The sequence below is a fragment of the Haloleucobacter albus genome (assembly GCF_052492075.1).
Window position 1 is genome coordinate 1 of the sequence record NZ_JBQWAS010000025.1, and the last position, 21,518, is coordinate 21,518.

A 21,518-nucleotide genomic window follows, 5' to 3' on the forward strand; every position below is an offset into this window, starting at 1 on the left:
TTCCTGCGCCATGCCGAAAACGCTTCCGGCGCCTATGGCGTGGACACGCGCGACATTCTCATCGAACTGGGCAAACGTCGCATGGTTGGCGGCCAGGAAGACATGATCGTCGATGTCGCCCTCGATATGCTCAAGGACAAGGACGCGGAGGCTGCCCGATGACCACACTCGCTCATGCTGCACAGGTGGTGGATGAAGCGGCGCGCACCGCCACCGCCATTCCCCAGTTTACGGAAAACGGCCCGCTGGGCGTTGAAGAGGCCTATGCCATTCAAACCCTCTCTCTGGAGCGGCGTCTGGCCCGCGGCGAGAAGCTGGTCGGCATCAAGATGGGCCTGACCTCCCGCGCCAAGATGGTGCAAGTGGGGGTGGATGAGGTCATCTGGGGCCGCCTCACCGATGCCATGCGGCTGGAGGAAGGCGGAAGCCTCTCCCACAAACGCTATGTGCATCCGCGGATCGAGCCGGAAATCGCCTTCCTGATGAAGCGCGACCTGTCCGGCGCGGCGTCTCCGGCTGAAGCGCTGAGCGCGGTGGAGGCCATTGCGCCCGCCATGGAAGTGATCGATTCCCGATACCGCAATTTCAAGTTCGCACTGCCGGATGTGATCGCCGACAATTCCTCCTCCTCCGGCTTCGTGATCGGCAACTGGTCCCGACCGGATCAGGACTTCTCCAATCTTGGCATGGTGATGGAAGTGGATGGCCGGCCGGTGCAGATCGGCTCCAGCGCCGCCATTCTGGGCCACCCCATCCGCTCGCTGGTGGCGGCCTCGCGGGCGGCCGCCACCATTGGCGGGCTGAAGGCCGGCTGGATCGTTCTGGCAGGCGGAGCCACCGCCGCCCATCCGCTGAGCGTGGGGGAAACCGTGCGGACCGTGGTCCAGAATCTCGGCTCCGTCTCCATTTCCGTCGGGGAGTGAGCCATGCCTGTTGTCGAGATTACCCTGATTGAAGGGCGCTCGGATGAAGCCAAGGCCCGCCTGCATGAAAAAGTGGCGCAGGCGGTTCATGAAGCGGTCGATGCACCGCTGGAGGCCGTGCGGGTGATTTTGCGTGAAGTGCCCGCCAGCCATTTCAGCGTGGGCGGCGTGGCCAAAGGCGGCCCTTCAGGCCCCGGCAGCCCGGCGACGGATGACAAAAGCTGACGCGCTGACCGGCTCTCTCTTTCTTCTCCAACTGGCCCGCATATTCTGCATGCGGGCCTTTTTCTTGCGTGCGCTCTGGTTTCGCCTCTCAGTAAGGCGAGCCTTCCACCAGCGGCACGTCACCTTCCGGCTTGAAGCGGCGGGCCAGATTCTGTGTCGCCTGTACCAGAAGCAACGCATCCACCCCCACGGCGACGAAACGCGCACCTTGGCCAAGATGCAGTTGCGCCACGCTTTCATCAGTCGCCAGCAGGCCCGGTGCCTTGCCATGGGCCAGAATGGTGGAAATCGCCTTCTCCATCGCCGCCATCACCTCAGGATGCTGCGGCTGGCCGGGATGACCGAGAGAAGCGGACAGATCCGCCGCACCAAGAAACACGCCATCCACCCCTTCCGTAGCGGCGATGGCCTCCAGATTGTCCAGCCCGGCGCGGGTTTCCACCTGCAACAGCAGGCAGACTTCATCATTGGCCCGCTCCATGTAATCCCCCACCCGGCCCCAGCGCGCGGCTCGGGCGATGCCCGCCCCCACGCCACGGAAACCATGAGGCGGATAGCGCGTGGCCCGCACCAGCATTTCCGCCTGCTCCGCTGTTTCCACCATGGGGATCAGCAGGGATTGCGCGCCAATATCCAGCATCTGCTTGATAAGCACGGGATCTCCTGTTGGCGGGCGCAGCACCGCATGCACCGGATAGGGCGCAACGGACTGTAACTGCGCCAGCATGGTGCGCAGATCCAGCGGAGAATGTTCACCATCCAGCAGCAACCAGTCAAAGCCGGAACCGGCACAGATTTCCGCGCTGTACGGGTCGGCCATGGCCAGCCACAGGCCAATCTGCGGTTTTTCCCGCTTGAGCGCGGCCTTGAAAGAATTGGGGGAGAGCGTGTTGGCCATGACAGTTCCCGAAGCGGACAGAAAAGGCGAATACTCAGAATAACGGCGCAGACATATGCTAAGCCAGAAAAAGCCGGAAACAGGCACAAATATGCACATTTACAGCCGCATGCGCGCCTGATTTTTCTTTCATTCGCACCTTGGCAGCAGAAAACCGCCTGACACTCTTGGGTTGCAACGCGCGAGCCTGGACCCAACTGGAAAAGACCGGAACGTGCACGCATGTTTGCGGTTTTTAAGCCTGCCCCATCTTATGAACGGAAACGCTCCGAAACAGGCGACCGAAACCAGGTACAAGCAGGGCAATGGCAATGAGTGATACGGCTTCAGGGCGCGCACAATTCTCAGCAGGTCCAGCCCGACGCCTGACGGTTTCCCTTTCACTTCTGCTGGCCTGTATTATTGCGGCGGCCATTTTCATCTCCAACGGCATTGTCATGTGGCAGGGCTGGCAAGCGGCGCATCGCGCCATGCTGCATTCCGCCGAGGAAATGGCCGTGAACATGAGCCAGACGGTTGATGAGCGGGTGCGCAGAACCATCACCGCTGCCGGCTCCACCATTCATCGCCTGACCTTTGACACCTTGCGGATCAAGACGGATCTGTACACCCGCATGCCCCGGCTGCTGCGCTATCTGAACCCGCCACAGAATATGCCCCTGCTTTCAGCGGTCTACACCGCCTATACGGACGGCGAGAAAATTCTGATCCGCCCCCTGAAAACGGATGAGGAGCGGGCTGCCAACAACGCCCCGACCGGCGCCATTTATCTGGTGCAGGTGAAAGAAGCAGGCGGCAACAACAAGACCAGCCAACAGCTTTTCTACAACAAGAACTATGTCCTGCTTCAGAAACGCACCATTCCGTCTCCCGATTATGACGCCACCACGCGCCCCTGGTTCCAGGCCGCCATGCAGGCGGGTGGCCCGCAGCTGAGCGCCCCCTACGTCTTTTTCGGCAATCAGCAGGCAGGCATCACCATCAGTGAACGGGCGCAGGATGGATTGTCCGTCATCGGACTTGATATCGAGCTCTCCACTCTGGATGAGCAGTTGCACGACATGCAACCCACGCCCAACAGCGAAATCGCCATCGTCACGACAAATGGGAGAGTGCTGGCCTATACCGGCGCCGCCAGCCAGTTGCAGGCTGAAGATGGCATGATCCAGCTTCCAACCCTGAAAAGCCTGGACGTACCGGCCCTGCAAGATCTGGCGAAAATGAACCTGCCCAGTTCAGAGCGCGTTGCCGGTTTCAATGTGCGCGGGCAGGAATGGTATGGCCTGAAAGCCCCTCTCACCTCCATCGGCACGCACAAGCTGGAACTGCTTGTCGCTATCCCCGATTCTGATCTGCTACAGCAGGTGCGCCAGGATTTCATGTCCCAGAGCCTGTGGGCTGTCGCTGCGGCATTGCTGCTGATGTTGGGCGGCTGGTTTGTTGGGCGTCATATTGGCCAGAAACTGTCACGCCTCACCACCCAGGCGCAACGTCTGGCGCATTTCGATTTTTCGGCTCCGCCGCAGGGTGGAAGTTCCATTCAGGAACTGGAAATGCTCAGCGATGTGCTGCGGCGCATGTCCGAGACCATCCGCAACTTCCTCACAACGGTTGATGCAATCGGGAATGAGGCTCAGCTTGATGTCATGCTGAAACAGGTGCTTCAGCAGACCGTGCATGCCACAGACTGTACGGCTGGCGCGGTCTATCTGCTCAACGCAAACAATGATGGCCTGCGCCTGGCAGCCATGGCCGGGCAACAGATGGTGCGGGAAGACGGCTCTGCCGCCTGTGCGGAAGATACCCCCTTCTGTCACGACACACTCTCCCTCAGTGTCCTGACCCCGCCACATCCGCCTGTTGGTTTGCGCCGCGCCGGTGAAGGCCAGATCGCTATTCCGCTGAGCGACCGCCAGAACAAGCCTCTCGGGCTGCTGCTGCTCAATTATTCCAATGATGAGCGCCACAGGGGCATGGCCTTCCGCGCCTTCGCCACGCAGATTTCAGGGGCGCTTTCCGCCGCTATCGAAACCCGGCAGCTCGTGGATGCCCAGCGCGACCTGTTTGAAGGGTTCGTACATCTGATCGCCGACGCCATTGACGCCAAAAGCCCCTATACAGGCGGCCACTGCCGACGCGTGCCGGAACTGGCGATCAACTTTGTGAACCGGATGAATGCGGAAGGTCACAGCCCCTATGGCCCCTATGAGCTGAGCGCGGATGAGCGCCATGCCTTCCATCTGGGGGCCTGGCTGCATGATTGCGGCAAAGTCACCAGCCCGGAACACATTATCGACAAGGCCACCAAGCTGGAGGCCATCCACAATCGCATCCATGAGGTGCGCACCCGCTTTGAAGTCTTGTGGCGCGATGCGCAGATTGCCCATCTCCAGCGCCTACAGCAGGGCGAAGATGCCGCTGCATCCGAAGCCCGGATGCAGGAGGAACAGGCCCACCTACAGGAGGAGTTTGCCTTTCTGGCCCAATGCAATATTGGCGGCGAGTTCATGAGCGATGAGGCCATCGCCCGCGTGCAGGCCCTCAGCCAACGCACCTGGACGCGCCATTTCAGCAACCGGCTCGGCCTTTCCCGAGAGGAGGAGGCGCGCATGTCCGACACACCGGAGCCGCCCCTGCCGGTGCAGGAAAACCTGCTGATCGACCGCCCGGACCAGCAATTGCAATGGGGGCCGAAGCCCCCGCCTGTGACGCGGGACGACCCCGCGAACCATTATGGTTTTGACATGCAGCGGCCAAGCCTGAAGGGGAACCTGGGCGAAGTCCATAATCTCACCGTTCGCCGCGGCACGCTCACGGAAGAAGAGCGCTTCCATATCAACGATCATGTGACGCAGACCTACATCATGCTGAAGGCCCTGCCCTGGCCGGAGCCCTTGCGCCGGGTGCCCGAAATCGCCGCCACCCATCACGAACGCATGGATGGCAAGGGCTATCCCCGCCGGCTGGACGCCAACTTCCTGACCCTTGAGGACCGGGTGATGGCCATAGCCGATATTTTCGAAGCCCTCACAGCTTCAGACCGCCCCTACAAAACCGCCAAGCGCCTGAGCGAATCCCTGCGTATCATGAGCTTCATGGCGCGGGACGGGCATCTGGACCCGTTGCTGATGAGATATTTTCTGGAGCATCAGGTCTGGGCGGATTATGCAGCCCGCTTCATGCGGCCAGAACAGTGTGACGATGTGGATCTCGACGCGCTTCTGGCGTTGCTGCCCCGCTCTGCCCCACCCCCTCTGCCGCCGGAGGCCGATACGGCCCTGACACCAGCCCCGGAGCAACAGCTCGCCTTTGCCTGAGCGGGCCGGCGCGCCCGGCGCTCATCTCAGCACAGCGCCAAACAGGGCAGCCCCTCATCCGGGGGCTGCGGCCTCACTCTCATATGAAGTGAGCACCCCGCCAATGCAGAAGCACAGCGCACCCAGCAACAGCGTGATATTCGCGCCCATCACCACGCCCCCGCCCTGTGGGCCATCCGGTACATAGGACAGAACGGCGGATATCATGAAGGCCACACAGCCCAGCAGATTGATGAACACGATCTGCCAGTCCAGCTCTTGCGGCTTCCAGCTCCAGTAGCGCCCGCAGGTTTCCAGAAAAGCCAGATAGCCGGAGATGAGAAAGAGGATGGACCCCGCCATGTCCGGCGTCCAGATCAGCAGATCCTGCACAAGCCAGCCCTGTGGCGCCATCACGCCGTTCCAGGTGCTGATATTGAAGGCCAGCGTACCGAGAAACTGGGTGAAGGTGCTGAGCCATCCGGCATTTCCCGGCTCCCAGCCAATCAGGGACAGGTGATGGCGGGGCGGCGCACCCCCCTCCGGTTCCGGCGCGAGATGGGTCATATTCGCGGATTGCAGATGTTGCAGATAACCCGCCATGGTGAAGGGAATGGACCCCATGAAATACAGGCTGTTTACAGCAAGGGCGGAAGGTGCCAGAGGGCCGGCCGGCACCAGGGCCAGCGCGCTGCCCAGCATGAACAGCGTGGAACCAAAGGCAAAAAGCGCCCCCACAGACCAATTGTAGGAGCGGGTCTGCCAGAAGGGCATCGCCCCTTCCGGTAGCAACCCCGCCTCCAGCGCATGGCGGATCAACCCCTTGCGATGCCAGCGCGCCCGCAGGACAATATGATGCCTGCCACTGAAATAATTGCGAAAACCGATGAAGGGCCAAGGGCCGGGGCCATGCGCTGGCCGTGATGTTTCATCCGTCTTCACATCCATGCCGGCCGCCCTGAATCATCCCAGCCCTGAACACGCCCTGCACCGTCTGCACGGCAAACGTTCAACACAGGTCCATCCGGCCACCGCCGGCTGTTCGGTTCCACCTTATCACAGGCCCATCCGGTTTCCGGGCCCAGATGATGAATTTCCGACCCACTTCTTTCATGTCGGGCCGCAACACATCTGTCGCGACCCCAAAAAACCGCGCACAAGACTTCGAAAATCCCGCCAGAACGTGACGAATACACGCAACGCCGCCAAAGAGCCCGCATTTTCGCAAAGCTCCGCCCGTGCATCACGCCCGTTGCCTGAAGGGCCTCTGGCCGCTAGAGTGCGCGGCGCATCAAGAGTTGAGCTGTGCTCAACGCCAACCTGCTTTCCCCAGCAAGGTGGCGCCCCGGCGGGGGATGTGGCCGCACCGGCAACCAGACGGGACACGCCATAGATATCCGCACACATGCTCGCCCCTGATGCCACGCAGCAGAGGACCATGACGCATGCCCATCAAGATACCCGATGATCTGCCCGCCCGCGCCGCCCTTGAGGCCGAGGGTGTGATGATCATGGGGGAGACCGACGCCATCCGGCAGGATATCCGCCCGCTGCGCTTTGGTCTGCTCAATCTGATGCCGAACAAGACCCGGACCGAGACGCAGATTGCCCGCCTGCTCGGCGCCACGCCATTGCAGATCGAGCTTTCGCTGATCCGCATGACGCATCATGTCTCGCGGCATACCTCGCCCGACCATATGGAAGCCTTCTACCGCCCGTGGGAAGATGTGCGGCGCGAAACCTATGACGGCTTCATCATCACCGGCGCGCCCGTGGAAAAGCTGCCCTATGAAGCCGTGACTTATTGGGATGAGCTGTGCGCCATCTTTGACTGGACACAAAGCAATGTGCATCGCTGCCTGAACATCTGCTGGGCGGCACAGGCTTCGCTGCGCCATTTCCATGGCGTGCCCAAGCACATGCTGGCCGCCAAGATGTTTGGCGTGTTTCCGCACCGCAATCTGGAGACGACCTCTCCCTATCTGCGCGGTTTTTCAGATGACTTCGCCATTCCCGTCTCCCGCTGGACAGAAGTGCGCGAAGAGGATCTTCCGGCCGGTTCCGGGCTGAAGGTGCTGATGGATTCTCCCCAGGCCGGACTGGGGCTGGTGGAAGATGGCCCCCATCGCAGCCTGAACATGTTCTCCCATGTGGAATATGATTCAGACACGCTGGGTGAAGAGTATCGGCGCGATGTAGACGCCGGCGGCGATATTCTGATGCCCTATGGCTATTTCCCGAATGATGATCCGCGCCAGGCGCCGCGCAATCAGTGGCGCAGCCATGCCCACCTTCTGTTCGGCAACTGGATCAACGAGATCTATCAGACAACGCCTTATGACATCACCCGCATCGGCACATGATGCGGCCACCGGAGAGGCCAGACGGGACAACCCGCCCGGCCTGTTTTTTCAGCGCCACAGATTGGTGCGCGCAAGGTCAATCACTTCCGCCCCGCGCCCATTCATCACCGCCTTCATCATGTAGAGGGTGAAACCCTTCGCCATTTCGAGGGTGACGGCAGGCGGCATGGAAAGTTCGGTGCGGTTCACCACCGCATCCACCAGCACCGGCCCGTCATGGGCCATGGCTTCTGCAATGCCGGGCTCCACATCCCTGGGATCCTCCAGGCGAATGCCCTTCACACCGATGGCCTGCGCCATGGCTGCGAAATTCGGGTTCTGAAGATCCGTGCCGGCATTCACGAAGCCGGTGGATTTCTGTTCCAGCTCCACAAAGCCCAGCGTGCCATTGTTGAAGACCACGATCTTCACCGGCACCTTCAGCTGCGAGAGGCTCAGCAGATCCCCCATCAGCATGGCGAAACCGCCATCGCCGGACATGGACACCACCTGACGGCCGGGGAAGGCCGCCTGCGCCCCGATAGCCTGTGCCATGGCATTAGCCATGGAACCATGGTTGAACGAGCCGATGAGCCGACGCTGGCCATTCATCTTCAGATAGCGCGCCGCCCATACGGTAGGCAGGCCAACATCGCAGGTGAAGACCGCATCATCCGAGGCATGATCGGACAGCGCCTTCGCCACCTGCTGAGGATGGATGAGGCCGGAGCCGGGCGTGCCCGTCGCAAGCTCATCCAGCGCCTTGCGGGCCTTCACATAGTGATTGCGCGCCGTGGTGAGGTGGCTGTCGTCGCTCTTGTCCTGCAACAGGGGCATCAGCGCCTGAACCGTCGCGCGCACATCGCCCACCACGCCCAGATCCACCGCAGCGCGTTTTCCGATCTGCTCGGGGCGCAAATCAATCTGCGCGATCTTCACCTTGCCGCCCTTCGGATAGAACTGGCGGTAGGGAAAATCGGTGCCCAGCAGCAACAGAACATCGCAATCCATCATGGCGAAATAGCCGGAGGAAAAGCCGATAAGCCCTGTCATGCCGACATCATGCGGATTATCCCATTCCACATGCTCCTTGCCGCGCAGGGCATGTACCACGGGGGCCTTCAGCTTGTCGGCCAGCGCCACCACCTCATCATGCGCCCCGGCGCAGCCCGCACCACAGAAGAGAGTGACGCGCGAGCCTTCATTCAGCAGCCCGGCCAGCGCATTCAGCGTCTCGGGCGTGGGGGAAACAACAGGGGCCGCAGGCAGCAGCCCGGCCAGCTTGGGCACGGGCGCATCGGCCGCAGCCTGAAGGGCGACATCGCCCGGAATGACAATGACCGAAACCCCGCGCTTGCTCACCGCCTCGCGCATCGCGATTTCCAGCACGCGCGGCAACTGGGCCGGGCTGGACACCAGCTCGCAATAATGGCTGCATTCACGGAACAGTTGTTCCGGGTGGGTTTCCTGAAAATAGCCGGAGCCGATTTCTGGCGAGGGAATATGCGCGGCGATGGCCACCACTGGCACGCGCGAGCGATGGCAATCAAACAGGCCATTGATGAGGTGAAGATTGCCCGGCCCGCAGCTACCCGCGCACACGGCCAGATTACCGGTGAGATGGGCTTCCGCCCCGGCCGCGAAAGCCGCCACTTCCTCATGGCGCACATGCAGCCATTCAATCTGGCCCTGACGGCGCAAGGCATCGGTGATGCCGTTCAGGCTGTCGCCGACAATGCCATAAATACGTGAAACACCGGCTGCGGCGAAGGTTTCAACCATCTGATCGGCAACTGTGCGGGCCATGTCGCTTCCTTTTCAAACAAAGGCTTCCCAGCAGAGGCAAAAAACCCCTGCCAGCCTGAAAAGGCAAGTTCCATTTTAATTCAAACGATTTTTCACACCATAGAGACTGAATGCTGCCCCTGCCGGGCCGACATCTTTGTGTCACACTCCTGACATCAAGATGAAGAAGGGATTATACGTCAACCGTCACAATATTGACCACGCAGAATGCGCATGATGCCAACAGCGGCCTCATTACATATGGCATAATAAAGGGTGCGATGCTCCCGCCGGAAGGTAACGATCCCCTCATCCTTCAGCTTGCCCAGATGCTGGGACATGGAGGTTTGCGGCAAGCCTGTGGCGGCAATGAGTTGAGACACGCTTTTCTCCCCCTCGACCAGCAGACAGAGGATACGCAAGCGGTGCGGGCTGGCCAGCCCGCCCAGAAAAGCTGCGGCCTGATCCGCATTTTTGACGATATCGCCGATCTCAACGTCTCTCATGTCTCTTTTTTCGCAGCTTTCCGCACGCTTGACAATTCACATTTTTATAATATCATAAAAATACGAAATTAACTCGAGCGAGAGCCCGAACATGAGCAAAGATTACACGCAGCTGATCCGCAACATCTCCCAGTACACGGGGGAGATGAAGAAGGCGGAGCCGGATACGATGAACGGCTTCTACGCCCTCGCCAAGGCGGCTTCTGCGGACAATGTTCTGGACAAGAAGACCAAGGAGCTGATCGCGCTCGCCATTGGCGTCACCCAGCGGTGCGATGGCTGCATTGGCTTTCATGTGAAGGCCCTGAAAGATCTTGGCGGCACGCGCGAAGAGCTGTGCGACATGCTTTCCGTCTGCGTTTATATGGGCGGCGGCCCGGCCCTGATGTATGCGGCCGATGCGCTGCGCGCCTGGGATCAGTTCAACGCCTGAGGCTTTCTGACTTCCGCCGTGCGGGCCTGTTTGGCAGGTTCGCCGTCGGGTCCAGCCGGCCCTGTCCGGCCTCCTGCCGCCGCGCATGTCGTGGCGGCTTTTTTATTTGCCCCGCTGATGAAATCATGACAGCAGGAGCCATGACTGAATTTACTCCGTGGAGCGCCCTCATCGGGGGTGCGCTGATCGGCCTGGCCGCCACATTGCTCATGACCTTCAATGGCCGCATCGCCGGTATGACAGGCATTCTCACCGGCCTTCTTCCCCCTCAGGCGCAAGACAGGGTCTGGCGCATCGCCTTCCTGCTCGGGGCCATTGCCGCGCCAGCCCTGCTTATCTTCATACCGGGTGTGAACATCCATTTTGAGAGCCCCACCCCAACACGCTGGCTGGTGCTGGGTGGCCTGCTTGTGGGCATGGGCGCATGTTTTGGTTCCGGCTGCACCTCCGGGCACGGGGTCTGTGGCATGGCCCGGCTCTCGCCCCGCTCCATCGCGGCAACCCTCACTTTCATGGTAACGACAGCCCTCACCATCTTCATCATCCGCCATATTGCAGGGGGCTTGTGATGCCCCAGATCATCTGCGCCCTTTTCGCCGGCCTTGTCTTTGGTGCCGGCATCGCCATATCGGGCATGATCGACCCGGCCAAGGTGTTCAATTTTTTCGATTTTGCCGGAAACTGGGACCCTTCCCTGGCGCTGGTCATGGCCTCTGCGCTGATTGTGACCACCATTGGCTATCGCTTCGTGCTGAAGCGCCCCGGCCCACTGTGCGACACCCGCTTTCATCTGCCCACGCGGCGGGATCTGGATCTGCAACTGATTGGCGGTTCTGCCCTGTTCGGTATTGGCTGGGGCATTTCCGGCTTTTGTCCCGGCGGCGCAATTCCCGCGCTGGGGCTCGGCCGGGGCGAAGTTCTGGTTTTTGTTGGCGCCATGGTCATCGGCATTGCTCTGGCACGCCTGTTCCGCAACATTCTGGCCACCCGCAAGGGCTGAAGCCCGGATCAGAACAGCCTGCACCCGGCAGACGGCGGCCTTCATCCGGCCAGTCGGCTCAGGCCAGCTTCAGAAAAACGTCTGAAGCTGGCCATGTGCGCGATGTTGTCCGCCCAGAATCCGGCACCGCTGCACTCAGGCCACCAGCCGTGCTGTCATCTCGCCATTACGGTGCTGTTCCATCACCAGACGATCGACGCTCTCGCTCACCGTCCGCCATGCGCCATCGCGGCAGATCTGTCCTTCGATGACAACCGGTGCCGCTTTCATCTTCAGCCGGATGACCGGTGCGCGATGCTCATAGGGGCAGGGCTGTGCCCCGGTGAGCGACGCCGCAACGCAGCTTGCCTGCTTCAGGATCGGCTCGACAAAACGGCAGGGCGCACCGGAAAGCGAGATACAGTCCCCCAACGCATAGACATGCGCGTGGCTGGTTTCCAGTGTCTGCGGATTCACCACCAGCCCGGCATCGAAGGCGAAACTTGCCGCGCGGAACATGCGCTCAGGCGTTGCAACGCCAATGGCTGAAACGAGCAGATCCACCACCAAGGGGCCATGGCCTGCAAGGTCGAGATGGACCCGGCCATCAGCCCCGCGCGTGGCCGAGCGGATCGCGCTGATATGCAGATAGTCGACACCGAGCCCCTGCAACCCCTGCCGCACCCGCGCGCCCGCAGGCTCCGGCAAAAAGCCGTCCATCGGCTCGGCCGTGATGCTGGCCAGATGCACCTTGTGCCCGGCCCGCGCTAGATCCTCCGCCAGTTCGCAACCCACCATGCCCGCACCGATGATGGCGACGCTGCGCGCCGCGCCCTTCAGTGCGGCATGGAGCCCGCCCCAGGCATCCAGATGGTTGATGCGCCAGCACAGGGCCGGATCAATATTCTTCGGCAGCAGACCGCGTGCCCCGGAGGCGATGACGAGATTGTCGTAGGGGAAGGTTCCACGGGTGGTGCGCACCTTGCGGAACTGCGGAGAAAGCCCCACCACCGCCGTGTGCCGCACCAGCCGCACATTCATCCGACGGGCCGCATCCTGCCCGCATTCGCGACGCAACGTCTCGGGCGAGAGCCGGCGGGCAAAGGCAATGGCCAGCTCCGGCTTGTGATAGACATCCCCCGCACAGCTCGTGATCATGGTGATTGGCATGTGCGGATCGCGCTTGCGGATCTCACCCGCCACCGCCCAGCCGGCAATGCCCGCCCCGATAATGACGACACCGGCAGGTCCCCGACGGCCAATGGAGACAGGCGGCGGCATGTCACCGGCCGATGCGCTGAAATCGGCCCGTTCATACGGCTCGAAATCCTGTTTACGCACGCCGCATATGGGGCAATACCAGTCTTCCGGAATATCGGCGAAGCGGGTGCCGGGGGCGATGCCACTGTCCGGGTCGCCATCACGCTCATTATAAATATAGCCGCAGGCCCGGCACAGATATTCCTTCCATGGCCCCAAGCCATCCAACGGCTCATCTGCGGATGTCTTCGTGATCGCGCTCATGCTGCATGCTCCTTGGCCTGAGGCATGGTTTCACGCTGGAGGCGGTCCATCTCCCAGCGCAGATGCTTGATGGCTGGCGTGACAATGGCCACGAAATGGGATTCGCGGATGCGGCGCTGCGGCGCTGATGACATCAGATACCCCCGAGCACCTTGATGCATCAGCGCCGACTGCGCGGCGCGCAGCACGAATTCGGCTCCTTCCGTGCGCGCATCCAGCACACTCATCAGATAATCATCCGAGGTGTCGAAGGGGGTCTGTGCCAGCACCAGCACACGCGCGCGCAGATCATCCAGCTCGGCCTGAAGCGCGTCCGCACCATCGTGCAGGAAACGGTTCACATGGCCCAGATGGCCTTCCACTGCGCGGATATCATTGATCGCGCCCACGGAGATGCCTGTGGCCATACCGGCCTGCAGCAGGATGAAGGCCGCGCGAATGCGCTTGATGAAGGGGCGCGCCGGATCAGCAATCACATCCTCTTGCGGGACGAAGAAATCCTGCAGCGTGATACCCCAGGTGCCAGTGCCCTCCATGCCGGAGAATTTGGGGCACTGGCGCAGGGTCACGCGTTCATCCAGCGGCAGGAAGAACATCATCTCCCGTCCCTCGCCAGTGCTCGCCAGAGCGGCGCAATACTGGCCCGGGCCGATATGGCTGACCCATGGCAGCGAGCCGGAAACGCGCCATCCGCCCGGTACCGGCACAGCCTTCAGCAGCATCGGTTCAATGCCGGCCAGCGCCTTCATGGGGTTGGAGAGAGCGGTGCCACCGAACGTCTTACCCGCCAGATGCGTCGGCAGTATGCGCGCCTTGAGTGCGGTATTCTCGCTCTCGTCGAGATACAGACCCATCACATCATGGGCCCAGGTGAGAAAGCCGGTTGAGCCGCAGGCACTGGAGACGGTCTCCATGGCCGCCAGCGCGAGATCATAGCGCTGACCTTGTTCGGCAAGATGAAAGCTGAAAGCGCCCGCTTCAGCCAGAGACGCCATCATATCCAGCGGATAGTGCCCCTCGTCGATCTCGGCGGCCTTCGCGGCCAGAGGGCCGGCAGCCAGTGCCGCGATCACATCGAGGCCCGGGGCTGTGCGGCCGCAGTCATTGCCTGCGGGGTCAACGGACCTGTCGCCGCGTGCAATTGCATCCATCATCTCTCTCCAGCTTTTCCGGGGAAGGCGCTGCGCATCATCCAGCGGACGCGCAGCGCAGGGTTCAGGCCGATCAGGCGGCCTGTTCAGTCCGCCTGCGCAATCTTGAAAGCGATGGGGTTGCGCATGGAATTGGCGACCGGCGAGAAATAGTTGGCGCGCTGGACGATCTCATCCAGCTCCTCGCGGGTGGCATCGCCTTCCACATTCACCTTCACGCGGATTTCCTGGAAACCCATCTGCGAAGGGATGCGATCCGCACCGCCTGCACCCCAGGCGGCCGTGTTGGAAATATCGCCCTCAAGATAGATCTCGAGATGGGAGAGCTTCACATTCTTCCAGGTGGCAACGGCAGTGATGCCGACAGCAAGACAGCCACCCAGCGCAGACAGTACAATCTCGCCGGGGGCGGGCGCCGTATTCTGGCCGAACAGGTGCAGGGGCTCATCCACCACCACACCCTCATGATCGCCCACATAGCTCAGGGAGCGATACTGGCCCTCCATGAGGGTGCGCACCTTGTTGGTGCCGCGTGGGCTGTTGGGATTGTTGCGGCCCTTCTCGGCGAAGGCCATCAGGCCATCCCGATCAATCGGGCGCAGGGTGGTGGAGACGACTTTGGGCGCGGCGCTCTGGGACATGTTCTTTCCCTTTCAGGATTAAAGGCAATGGCTGATCGCCATCTGAACCTGTCATCGCAAAGGGTGTGCCAGAATGCGAAAATCACGCTAAATTTCTTATAAATATATGATAATAATATATAAAATAACTTTCGCCGACTTGCATCATGACATTCCGCGCGGGTCGCAACTCTACAATGTCAATATTGTCGGATCGCAACAATGTCAGTCGATCCCCAGCTTCTTCCAGCGATAGGAAAACTGCCTCTCCGTCATGCCCAGACGCTGGGCCGCGCGGGTCTTGTTGCCACCAGCTTCCAGCAAGGCGCGCCTCAGGGTATCCGGATTATGGGAATCCACCTTCATGTAAGGTCGGAAGACGCTGGTCTGCATGTCTGGCGTGGGGGGATAGGATGGCGTTGCCGGTTGGCCCTGCCACTCCACGCCACCGGAAGCCGCCCCCGCCGGCGTACTCTCCCGCCGGGCCGACGAAACCGCAGGTGGATAAGGCGGCACGCGCGGGCGCATGGGGGCTGCGCTGCCGTGATCCTGCACGAAACGCTCCACATCCACCTGCTCAAGCAGCGCCTTGCCGGAGAGCAGCACGAGGCGTTCCATGAAATTCGACAATTGCCGGATATTACCCGGCCAAGCCTGCGCCGCAATATAGGCGACGGCGTCAGACGACAAGTTCACATTGCGCTGGTTCTCGCGGTTGAACTTGTCGATGAAATAGATGGCGAGGTCCGGAATATCGCTGCGCCTGTCATCCAGAGAGGGCAGGCGAATGGGAATGACGTGGAGACGGTAGAACAGATCCTCGCGGAAATTACCCAGCGCCACTTCCCGCTCCAGCTCGCGATTGGTGGCCGCCACAAGGCGCGTATTAACGCAGATCTCCCGCTTACCCCCCAGACGTGTGACCGTGCCTTCCTGCAGGGTGCGCAGCAGCTTGGTCTGCATGGAGAGCGGCAGTTCGCCGATCTCATCCAGAAACAGCGTGCCCCCATTGGCTTGCTCGAACCAGCCGGCCCGAGCTTCATTGGCACCGGTAAACGCCCCCTTTTCATGCCCGAACAGCTCTGATTCAAAAAGGCTTTCCGGGATGGCGGCGCAATTGATCTTGATAAAGGCCTTGTCGCGCCGCGGGCCGGCCAGATGCAGCGCACGAGCGAACAATTCCTTGCCAGTGCCCGATTCTCCCAGCAGCAGCACGCTGGCGGTCGCAGCGGCGACCTTCTCGATCTGGCCAATGGCCTGAAGCAAGGCGGGAGACGTGCCGATGATGCCGTAACGCGCCCGGCCCGCCTTCAGCGCATCCTCCAGCATACGGTTATGTTCCTGCAACTCACGGGTGCGCCGCTCCACGCGCTCATGCAGGGTGAGAAGCTGGCCGATCAGGGTCGCCAGAATCTTCAGCATGGTCATTTCATCGGAGAGGGGCCTGTCGCGCAGCAGGATGCGGTGGCAGGCCAGCGCCCCGGCGATCACCCCGTCCACCTTGATGGGCGCGGCGATGAAGGACACCGGCCCGCGCGGCAGCGTGCTGCGATGCACCGCCCGCCCCAGAAAGGCCGAATCCTGCGAGACATCGCGCACAAGAATGACCTGCCCGGTGGCGATCACCTGCCCCGTCACCCCCTCGCCGGGCTTGTAGCGGCCGCGACCAATCTCCTCCTGCGTGAGGCCATAGGCATGGGCAATGTAATATTCATCGTTCGGCGTATCATGCAGAACGATGCGCCCGCGATTAAGCCCCAGCATCTCGGACATGAGATGGAGAATTTCGCGCAGCACCTTGGCCAGCGGCAGATCCTTGCCGATAAGGCTCATCACCTCCTGCATCAGGAACATTTCCTGCGTGCGCCACCATGAGCCGGTCTGGGGCGCGGGGTGCATCTGCTGGTGTTCCATGCCGTCTTCCATCACAATTGCGGACCTTGCGGCTGAAGTTTCTCTCATGACGCAGCAACGCTCCATCGCCCCCTGAACGCCACCGGGGCCCAACAGACGCGGATCGCAAGTCATAACCAAGACCGCGCCCGGCCAATATGGCAAAAGGGCGGGAACCTGCCGGCCCCCAGCCCTGATCCTGTTGCATCATGCACCTTCACCACAAGCAGGAAGGCGCGGATACACCGCTTGCGTGGGCCGCTCAGCCCTGCACGCGAATCTTGAAGGATTCGACATACTCCTCCGGCCTGGATGGATCGAAATGCTTGCCCATGACGGAGAAGCCGTTGTTGTCGGCGGTCGGCACCGTCATCCCGGCTTCCTTCATCAACCGGGCGGCGTCGGTTTCCAGATATACCGCCTTGGCGATCTGCTGGTAATCGATATCGCCCTTCACCTGCCCCCAGCGCTTCATCTGGGTCAGGGTCCAGATGGCGAAGCTCTCATAGGGGAAGGGGTTGAAGCTGATGCGATCAGGGTCCTTCACCACATTGCCGAGGCCGTCCGCATAAGTGCCGGTCAAGCACTGCTGCACCACGGTGAGCGGCTGGTTGAGGTAGTTTGCCGGTGCGATGGCCTCGGCGATCTCCTTGCGGTTTTCATGCTTGGAGGCATAGGCCGTGGCATCAAGAATGGCGCGCATCATGGCCGCCGAGGTGTTCGGCATGTCGGAGACCACATTCTTCGAGATGGAGAAGGTACAGCAGGGATGCCCGTCCCAGATCTCCTTGGAGAGAATGTGGATGAAGCCGATCTTGTCATAGACCGCACGCTGCACGACATTATCCGGCGCAAGAAAGCCGTCGATATTGCCGGCGCGCAGATTGGCCACCATGTCCGGCGGCGCGATCACGCGCAGTTCCACATCAGTCTGCGGGTCGATGCCATGCTCGGCCAGATAATAGCGCAGAATGTAATTGTGGTTCGAGAAGTCGAACGGAATGGCGAAGCGGAAGCCCTTCCAGTTCTTCGGATCGCGATTGTCCTTGTGCTTCATGGCCAGACAGATACCTTGGCCATTCACATTCTCGATGGCCGGCACGACATAGGGATGCGGCACGGAGCCGGTGCCCATGGTGATGGCGAGCGGCATCGGGGCCAGCATCTGGGCCGCGTCATATTCGCGGTTCATGGTTTTGTCGCGCACCACGGCCCAGCCGGCGGTTTTCACCACCTTGGCGTTCAGCCCCTGCTTGGCATAGAAGCCCATGGGCTCGCCCATGATGATCGGCGTGGCGCAGGTGATCGGGATGAAGCCGATATTGACGTCGGTCTTTTCCAGAGGGCCGGTTTCCGCGAAGGCCTCTCCCGCCCATTTCAGGGGCATCACCGCATTCAAGGCGCCAAACAGGGTCGCCCCGCCCACAGCTTTCAGCAAGGCGCGGCGATGCAGCGTATTGGGGAAGGCCATGCGCAGCATGGCTTCCTCTGCGACCGCCTGATAGTCCGCACCGCTCTTCGCCGCGGCCTCATGCTCGGACTGGCTCTTGTGCGCACCGCAGGAGCACCCGCGGAAAAACAGACCTTTCCAGTTCCTGTCCTTGAAACGTGCCATGATGATGCCTTCTCCTGCTGTGTCATCGCAGAACAAGCAATCTACATGCCAATGGTCCGGAAATGTTTCGACCACAAACAACATATTGTAAATGAAAGATAATTACGAAAAATCGCCTCACTCTTCCAGGCAATGACGCCAAGCCCGCATTCTGGCAACCTGAAAATGTCAACAATGACCAGCATTGTTGACATTAAAGCTCAATAATTACGCATTTATTCAAAGTGCACATTTTTAATGCCGCCAATCAAAAGCCCGCGCAAGCAAGGCGAAACACCCCAAAACAACGCTGTTTCAACGATTGGCACGGCCATTGCTTGATCCACATCAACTCATGGCCAGTCCGGCCTCACCCCGAACCGGGATGCAGCGGATGCTCAAGCAATCTCCTCAACTGGCCTCATGGCTCCTGTCTCTTGTGATCTTTGCGATCTTCATCTGTATCTGGGCTGTGATGACCATGCAGGGCGTCGACAGTGGACAGGGCGCGGTCGATCCTGAATATGCCGCCCTCCTCAATGAAGCTCCCTCCTCCTCATCCGGCATTCCCGGACCGGCGGCCGTGTGGGAAGCCATTGTCCATCACCTCTCCGATCCCTTCTATGACGCCGGCCCGAACGACAAGGGACTCGGCATCCAGCTTGCTTACTCACTGGCGCGGGTGCTGATCGGCTTTGGCCTGGCCATGGTGGTGGCCATTCCCCTGGGCTTTATCATCGGCACGTCCGAGATGCTCTCCAAAGCGCTGGATCCCTTCATCCAGATCATGAAGCCGATCTCGCCTCTGGCCTGGATGCCCCTGGCACTCTTCACCATCAAGGATTCCAGCCTTTCCGCCATCTTCGTGATCTTCATCTGCTCGATCTGGCCGATGCTGGTGAACACATCCTTTGGCGTCGCCAATGTCCGCAAGGAATGGCTGAATGTGGCCCGCACTCTGGAAGTGCCCTATCTGCGCCGGGTGTTCACCGTCATCCTGCCGGCGGCGGCCCCGACCATTCTCACCGGCATGCGCATTTCCATCGGCATTGCCTGGCTGGTCATCGTCGCCGCCGAGATGCTCGTGGGCGGAACCGGCATCGGTTACTTCATCTGGAACGAATGGAACAATCTTTCGATCGTGAATGTGATCGTTGCGATCCTCGTCATCGGCGTTGTCGGCATGGTTCTGGACCAGATTCTCGCCGGCGTGACGCGCCTCGTCACCTTCCAGGAGTGAGCCTGATGGACATGCGCACACAGCCCCCGATGACACATATCCCTGTCCCGCCCCGGACTACAGCCCTCGCATCTTCCATGGAGCCAGACATCACGACCCAAACCACACACGCACAGCCCGAACAGGATGCCCCCGCCGGCGGGCGCCCCAACTGCATCATTTCGCTTGAAGGTCTCTCCAAGCGCTATCCCCGGCGCGGACAGGAACCCGTCACCATTTTCGAGGATCTCTGGCTGAAGGTCGACAAAGGTGACTTTGTCTGCATTCTCGGACATTCCGGCTGTGGCAAGACGACGGTTCTGAATATCCTGGCCGGACTCGACAAGCCGACCGATGGTGGCGTCATCGTCGACCAGAAGGAGATCAATGCACCCTCTCTCGACCGGGCGGTGATCTTTCAGGGCCATGCCCTGCTGCCCTGGATGACGGCGCTTGGAAATGTCGCCTATGCGGTGCGCTCGCGCAATCCGCACTGGTCCAAAAGCCAGATCCGCGAACATGCCATGACCTTCATCGAGAAGGTGGGTCTCGGTCATGCCGCACAGCGCCATCCCAGCGAGCTTTCAGGCGGCATGAAACAGCGCGTGGGCATCGCCCGTGCCCTGTCCATCGAGCCCAAGATCCTGCTGATGGACGAGCCCTTCTCCGCGCTTGATGCCATGACCCGCGGCAATCTGCAGGATGAGGTCCGCAAGATCTGCATTTCCACCGCTCAGACCGTGGTCATGATCACCCATGATGTGGATGAAGCTATATATCTGGCCGACAAGATCGTGATGATGACCAACGGGCCAAACGCCCATGTGGCCGAGATCGTGCGCAACAACCTGCCCCGGCATCGCGACCGCAACGAAATGCACCGCTTGCCCGGCTATTACGACCTGCGCAACTATCTGGTGGACTTCCTCGTCACGCGCTCCGGCACCTTCGATGTAGAAACTGCGACAGCAGAAGGCTGGTCCGCCCGCAATCCACCGGTGACAGAGCCGATCTGATCCCATCTCCCACAGTGGGCGTCCCGGACGGGATCTGCGCCACGCCCTCCCTTTCATGCTCAAGGACAAGCATCATGAAACGACAGGACCTCGTTGACAAAATCCTCGATGTGAAGCGCGAGAAGGCGCTGAGCTGGACCGCCATCGCCGAGCATATTGGCGGCTATTCCAAGCTGTTCATCATCACCGCGCTTCTGGGCCAGATGCCTCTGCCGCGGCCACAGGCGGAGAAGGCGGCGGCGCTGTTTGGCCTCTCCGAAATCGAATGCCGCCTGCTGACGGAAACACCCCATCGCGGCAATGATGCCCCCGGCCTGCCCACCGACCCGACCCTCTATCGTTTCTATGAGGCGCTGATGGTGTTTGGCCCGGCGATGAAGGAGTTCATCCATGATGAATTCGGCGACGGCATCATGTCGGCCATCGACTTCGACCTGAACATGGAACGTGAGCCGAACGAGGCCGGAGATCGTGTGAGAATCGTGATGAGCGGCAAGTTTCTGCCCTATCGCTATCATCAGCCGGAAGAAGGCGCGAAGGCGCTGGGCTACAAGGACAAGACCTGATCTTGCGCAATACGCGCATGCCTCATGAAAAGACCGGCGTCAGAGCCCTGACGCCGGTCTTTTCAATCTGTACTCTTCGCACCTTCTATTCGGCTGGGCCCTTGGTTTCGCCAGTCGGGCGAAAGCCCGCCTTGTAACGACGCCGACGGGTATTGGTGAGATCCGAAATCGTCGCCCAGCCTGAGGCACGTCCGGTGGGCGGAAGCTGTTCACGTTCCTTTTTCGCCCTCAAAATATAAGCCTTGGCCACCATTTGCGCGCTTACCGGCGCGGTGAGCACAAGGAAGAAGGTGATGAGCAATTCATGAAAGGACAGCTCACCCCGCACCCCCATCGCATACACCATGGAGGCGATAAGCATGCAGCCAATGCCCAGCGTGGTGGCCTTGGTTGGCCCATGCAGACGGCGCATGGTGCCCGGCAGGCGAGCCAGCCCCAACGAACCGACGACAAGAAAGAAGGCACTGGCCAAAATCAGAAAGGTGGCCAGCGCTTCCCAGAAGGCGGCGCCCCAGACGGCCCCTGCGGTAATCTCTCCCATAATGGCG

General features: G+C 60.9%; 21 protein-coding genes and 1 riboswitch. Of the genes, 11 read left to right on the forward strand and 10 right to left on the reverse strand.

Annotated features, from left to right (window positions below):
- The 3 genes from ACT6QH_RS07370 to thmT form a co-directional block, all read left to right on the forward strand.
- Positions 1–162: 4-hydroxy-2-oxovalerate aldolase family protein (locus ACT6QH_RS07370; protein WP_507237478.1), on the forward strand; the 162-nt coding region annotated here is incomplete at its 5' end.
- Positions 159–923, forward strand: a complete 765-nt coding sequence (locus ACT6QH_RS07375) for a 2-keto-4-pentenoate hydratase (protein WP_444974171.1) — start codon at positions 159–161, stop codon at positions 921–923. The genes ACT6QH_RS07370 and ACT6QH_RS07375, both read left to right, overlap by 4 nt.
- A 3-nt stretch (positions 924–926) precedes the next feature.
- On the forward strand, positions 927–1,148 hold the full coding sequence (gene thmT / locus ACT6QH_RS07380) for a 2-hydroxymuconate tautomerase (RefSeq protein ID WP_444974172.1): 222 nt from the start codon (positions 927–929) through the stop codon (positions 1,146–1,148).
- A gap of 88 nt (positions 1,149–1,236) precedes the next feature.
- Here the strand turns inward: thmT and hpaI are convergent, their stop codons facing one another.
- A complete protein-coding gene (gene hpaI / locus ACT6QH_RS07385) occupies positions 1,237–2,046 on the reverse strand; it encodes a 4-hydroxy-2-oxoheptanedioate aldolase (RefSeq protein ID WP_444974173.1) in 810 nt (269 codons plus the stop codon).
- Between the two features lie 311 nt (positions 2,047–2,357).
- On the opposite strand from hpaI, the gene ACT6QH_RS07390 reads away from it, so the two are divergent.
- Entirely contained in the window at positions 2,358–5,363 is a 3,006-nt protein-coding gene (locus ACT6QH_RS07390) for an HD domain-containing phosphohydrolase (protein WP_444974174.1), read from the forward strand.
- Between the two features lie 54 nt (positions 5,364–5,417).
- On the opposite strand, the gene ACT6QH_RS07395 is transcribed toward ACT6QH_RS07390, so the two are convergent.
- The gene (locus ACT6QH_RS07395; RefSeq protein WP_444974175.1) at positions 5,418–6,290 is read right to left on the reverse strand and encodes a hypothetical protein; all 873 of its coding nucleotides are present in this window, start codon (positions 6,288–6,290) and stop codon (positions 5,418–5,420) included.
- A 335-nt stretch (positions 6,291–6,625) separates the two neighbouring features.
- Positions 6,626–6,729, forward strand: a riboswitch (SAM-I-IV-variant riboswitch).
- Positions 6,730–6,787: 58 nt separating this feature from the next.
- Between ACT6QH_RS07395 and ACT6QH_RS07400 the strand changes: the two genes are divergently transcribed.
- Positions 6,788–7,705, forward strand: a complete 918-nt coding sequence (locus ACT6QH_RS07400; protein ID WP_444974176.1) for a homoserine O-succinyltransferase — start codon at positions 6,788–6,790, stop codon at positions 7,703–7,705.
- 48 nt (positions 7,706–7,753) lie between these two features.
- Here the strand turns inward: ACT6QH_RS07400 and poxB are convergent, their stop codons facing one another.
- Positions 7,754–9,490, reverse strand: a complete 1,737-nt coding sequence (gene poxB / locus ACT6QH_RS07405) for a ubiquinone-dependent pyruvate dehydrogenase (RefSeq protein WP_444974177.1) — start codon at positions 9,488–9,490, stop codon at positions 7,754–7,756.
- 179 nt (positions 9,491–9,669) lie between these two features.
- Positions 9,670–9,975 carry an ArsR/SmtB family transcription factor gene (locus ACT6QH_RS07410; RefSeq protein WP_444974178.1) on the reverse strand — a complete coding sequence of 102 codons (306 nt, stop codon included), beginning with the start codon at positions 9,973–9,975 and terminating at the stop codon, positions 9,670–9,672.
- Between the two features lie 91 nt (positions 9,976–10,066).
- On the opposite strand from ACT6QH_RS07410, the gene ACT6QH_RS07415 reads away from it, so the two are divergent.
- The 3 genes from ACT6QH_RS07415 to ACT6QH_RS07425 all read left to right on the forward strand — a co-directional run bounded on the left by ACT6QH_RS07415 (position 10,067) and on the right by ACT6QH_RS07425 (position 11,408).
- Positions 10,067–10,408, forward strand: coding sequence for a carboxymuconolactone decarboxylase family protein (locus ACT6QH_RS07415; RefSeq protein WP_444974179.1), 342 nt, complete (start codon positions 10,067–10,069; stop codon positions 10,406–10,408).
- Positions 10,409–10,548: 140 nt separating this feature from the next.
- Positions 10,549–10,977 carry a YeeE/YedE family protein gene (locus tag ACT6QH_RS07420; RefSeq protein WP_444974180.1) on the forward strand — a complete coding sequence of 143 codons (429 nt, stop codon included), beginning with the start codon at positions 10,549–10,551 and terminating at the stop codon, positions 10,975–10,977.
- Positions 10,977–11,408 carry a DUF6691 family protein gene (locus ACT6QH_RS07425; protein ID WP_444974181.1) on the forward strand — a complete coding sequence of 144 codons (432 nt, stop codon included), beginning with the start codon at positions 10,977–10,979 and terminating at the stop codon, positions 11,406–11,408. Before ACT6QH_RS07420 ends, ACT6QH_RS07425 begins: the two co-directional genes overlap by 1 nt.
- Positions 11,409–11,543: 135 nt before the next feature.
- Here the strand turns inward: ACT6QH_RS07425 and ACT6QH_RS07430 are convergent, their stop codons facing one another.
- From ACT6QH_RS07430 to ACT6QH_RS07450, 5 genes are all read right to left on the reverse strand, one after another.
- Positions 11,544–12,911, reverse strand: coding sequence for an FAD-dependent oxidoreductase (locus tag ACT6QH_RS07430; protein WP_444974182.1), 1,368 nt, complete (start codon positions 12,909–12,911; stop codon positions 11,544–11,546).
- Positions 12,908–14,065: an acyl-CoA dehydrogenase family protein gene (locus tag ACT6QH_RS07435; protein WP_444974183.1), complete on the reverse strand. Its 1,158-nt coding sequence runs from the start codon at positions 14,063–14,065 to the stop codon at positions 12,908–12,910. The genes ACT6QH_RS07430 and ACT6QH_RS07435 overlap by 4 nt, the downstream gene beginning before the upstream one ends.
- A gap of 83 nt (positions 14,066–14,148) precedes the next feature.
- Positions 14,149–14,703 (reverse strand): OsmC family protein, encoded by a 555-nt coding sequence (locus tag ACT6QH_RS07440; RefSeq protein ID WP_444974184.1) that lies wholly within the window; start codon positions 14,701–14,703, stop codon positions 14,149–14,151.
- Between the two features lie 204 nt (positions 14,704–14,907).
- Positions 14,908–16,596, reverse strand: a complete 1,689-nt coding sequence (locus ACT6QH_RS07445; RefSeq protein WP_444974185.1) for a sigma 54-interacting transcriptional regulator — start codon at positions 16,594–16,596, stop codon at positions 14,908–14,910.
- 241 nt (positions 16,597–16,837) lie between these two features.
- Positions 16,838–18,190 carry a CmpA/NrtA family ABC transporter substrate-binding protein gene (locus tag ACT6QH_RS07450; protein ID WP_444974186.1) on the reverse strand — a complete coding sequence of 451 codons (1,353 nt, stop codon included), beginning with the start codon at positions 18,188–18,190 and terminating at the stop codon, positions 16,838–16,840.
- 373 nt (positions 18,191–18,563) lie between these two features.
- On the opposite strand from ACT6QH_RS07450, the gene ntrB reads away from it, so the two are divergent.
- The 3 genes from ntrB (at position 18,564) to cynS (ending at position 20,970) form a co-directional block, all read left to right on the forward strand.
- Positions 18,564–19,409 carry a nitrate ABC transporter permease gene (gene ntrB / locus ACT6QH_RS07455; RefSeq protein ID WP_444974187.1) on the forward strand — a complete coding sequence of 282 codons (846 nt, stop codon included), beginning with the start codon at positions 18,564–18,566 and terminating at the stop codon, positions 19,407–19,409.
- A gap of 5 nt (positions 19,410–19,414) precedes the next feature.
- Complete coding sequence (locus ACT6QH_RS07460; protein ID WP_444974188.1) at positions 19,415–20,404, forward strand: ABC transporter ATP-binding protein; 990 nt, start codon at positions 19,415–19,417, stop codon at positions 20,402–20,404.
- Between the two features lie 74 nt (positions 20,405–20,478).
- Positions 20,479–20,970, forward strand: a complete 492-nt coding sequence (gene cynS, locus ACT6QH_RS07465) for a cyanase (RefSeq protein WP_444974189.1) — start codon at positions 20,479–20,481, stop codon at positions 20,968–20,970.
- An 85-nt stretch (positions 20,971–21,055) separates the two neighbouring features.
- Here the strand turns inward: cynS and ACT6QH_RS07470 are convergent, their stop codons facing one another.
- A complete protein-coding gene (locus tag ACT6QH_RS07470) occupies positions 21,056–21,511 on the reverse strand; it encodes a Na+/H+ antiporter subunit G (protein ID WP_444974190.1) in 456 nt (151 codons plus the stop codon).
- Positions 21,512–21,518: the final 7 nt, after the last annotated feature.

Coding starts and splice junctions, on each gene's coding strand:
- ACT6QH_RS07375 (WP_444974171.1), top strand. CDS start 159: ATGACCACACTCGCTCATGCTGCACAGGTGGTGGATGAAGCGGCGCGC.
- thmT (WP_444974172.1), top strand. CDS start 927: ATGCCTGTTGTCGAGATTACCCTGATTGAAGGGCGCTCGGATGAAGCC.
- hpaI (WP_444974173.1), bottom strand. CDS start 2,046: ATGGCCAACACGCTCTCCCCCAATTCTTTCAAGGCCGCGCTCAAGCGG.
- ACT6QH_RS07390 (WP_444974174.1), top strand. CDS start 2,358: ATGAGTGATACGGCTTCAGGGCGCGCACAATTCTCAGCAGGTCCAGCC.
- ACT6QH_RS07395 (WP_444974175.1), bottom strand. CDS start 6,290: ATGGATGTGAAGACGGATGAAACATCACGGCCAGCGCATGGCCCCGGC.
- ACT6QH_RS07400 (WP_444974176.1), top strand. CDS start 6,788: ATGCCCATCAAGATACCCGATGATCTGCCCGCCCGCGCCGCCCTTGAG.
- poxB (WP_444974177.1), bottom strand. CDS start 9,490: ATGGCCCGCACAGTTGCCGATCAGATGGTTGAAACCTTCGCCGCAGCC.
- ACT6QH_RS07410 (WP_444974178.1), bottom strand. CDS start 9,975: ATGAGAGACGTTGAGATCGGCGATATCGTCAAAAATGCGGATCAGGCC.
- ACT6QH_RS07415 (WP_444974179.1), top strand. CDS start 10,067: ATGAGCAAAGATTACACGCAGCTGATCCGCAACATCTCCCAGTACACG.
- ACT6QH_RS07420 (WP_444974180.1), top strand. CDS start 10,549: ATGACTGAATTTACTCCGTGGAGCGCCCTCATCGGGGGTGCGCTGATC.
- ACT6QH_RS07425 (WP_444974181.1), top strand. CDS start 10,977: ATGCCCCAGATCATCTGCGCCCTTTTCGCCGGCCTTGTCTTTGGTGCC.
- ACT6QH_RS07430 (WP_444974182.1), bottom strand. CDS start 12,911: ATGAGCGCGATCACGAAGACATCCGCAGATGAGCCGTTGGATGGCTTG.
- ACT6QH_RS07435 (WP_444974183.1), bottom strand. CDS start 14,065: ATGATGGATGCAATTGCACGCGGCGACAGGTCCGTTGACCCCGCAGGC.
- ACT6QH_RS07440 (WP_444974184.1), bottom strand. CDS start 14,703: ATGTCCCAGAGCGCCGCGCCCAAAGTCGTCTCCACCACCCTGCGCCCG.
- ACT6QH_RS07445 (WP_444974185.1), bottom strand. CDS start 16,596: ATGGAACACCAGCAGATGCACCCCGCGCCCCAGACCGGCTCATGGTGG.
- ACT6QH_RS07450 (WP_444974186.1), bottom strand. CDS start 18,190: ATGGCACGTTTCAAGGACAGGAACTGGAAAGGTCTGTTTTTCCGCGGG.
- ntrB (WP_444974187.1), top strand. CDS start 18,564: ATGCTCAAGCAATCTCCTCAACTGGCCTCATGGCTCCTGTCTCTTGTG.
- ACT6QH_RS07460 (WP_444974188.1), top strand. CDS start 19,415: ATGGACATGCGCACACAGCCCCCGATGACACATATCCCTGTCCCGCCC.
- cynS (WP_444974189.1), top strand. CDS start 20,479: ATGAAACGACAGGACCTCGTTGACAAAATCCTCGATGTGAAGCGCGAG.
- ACT6QH_RS07470 (WP_444974190.1), bottom strand. CDS start 21,511: ATGGGAGAGATTACCGCAGGGGCCGTCTGGGGCGCCGCCTTCTGGGAA.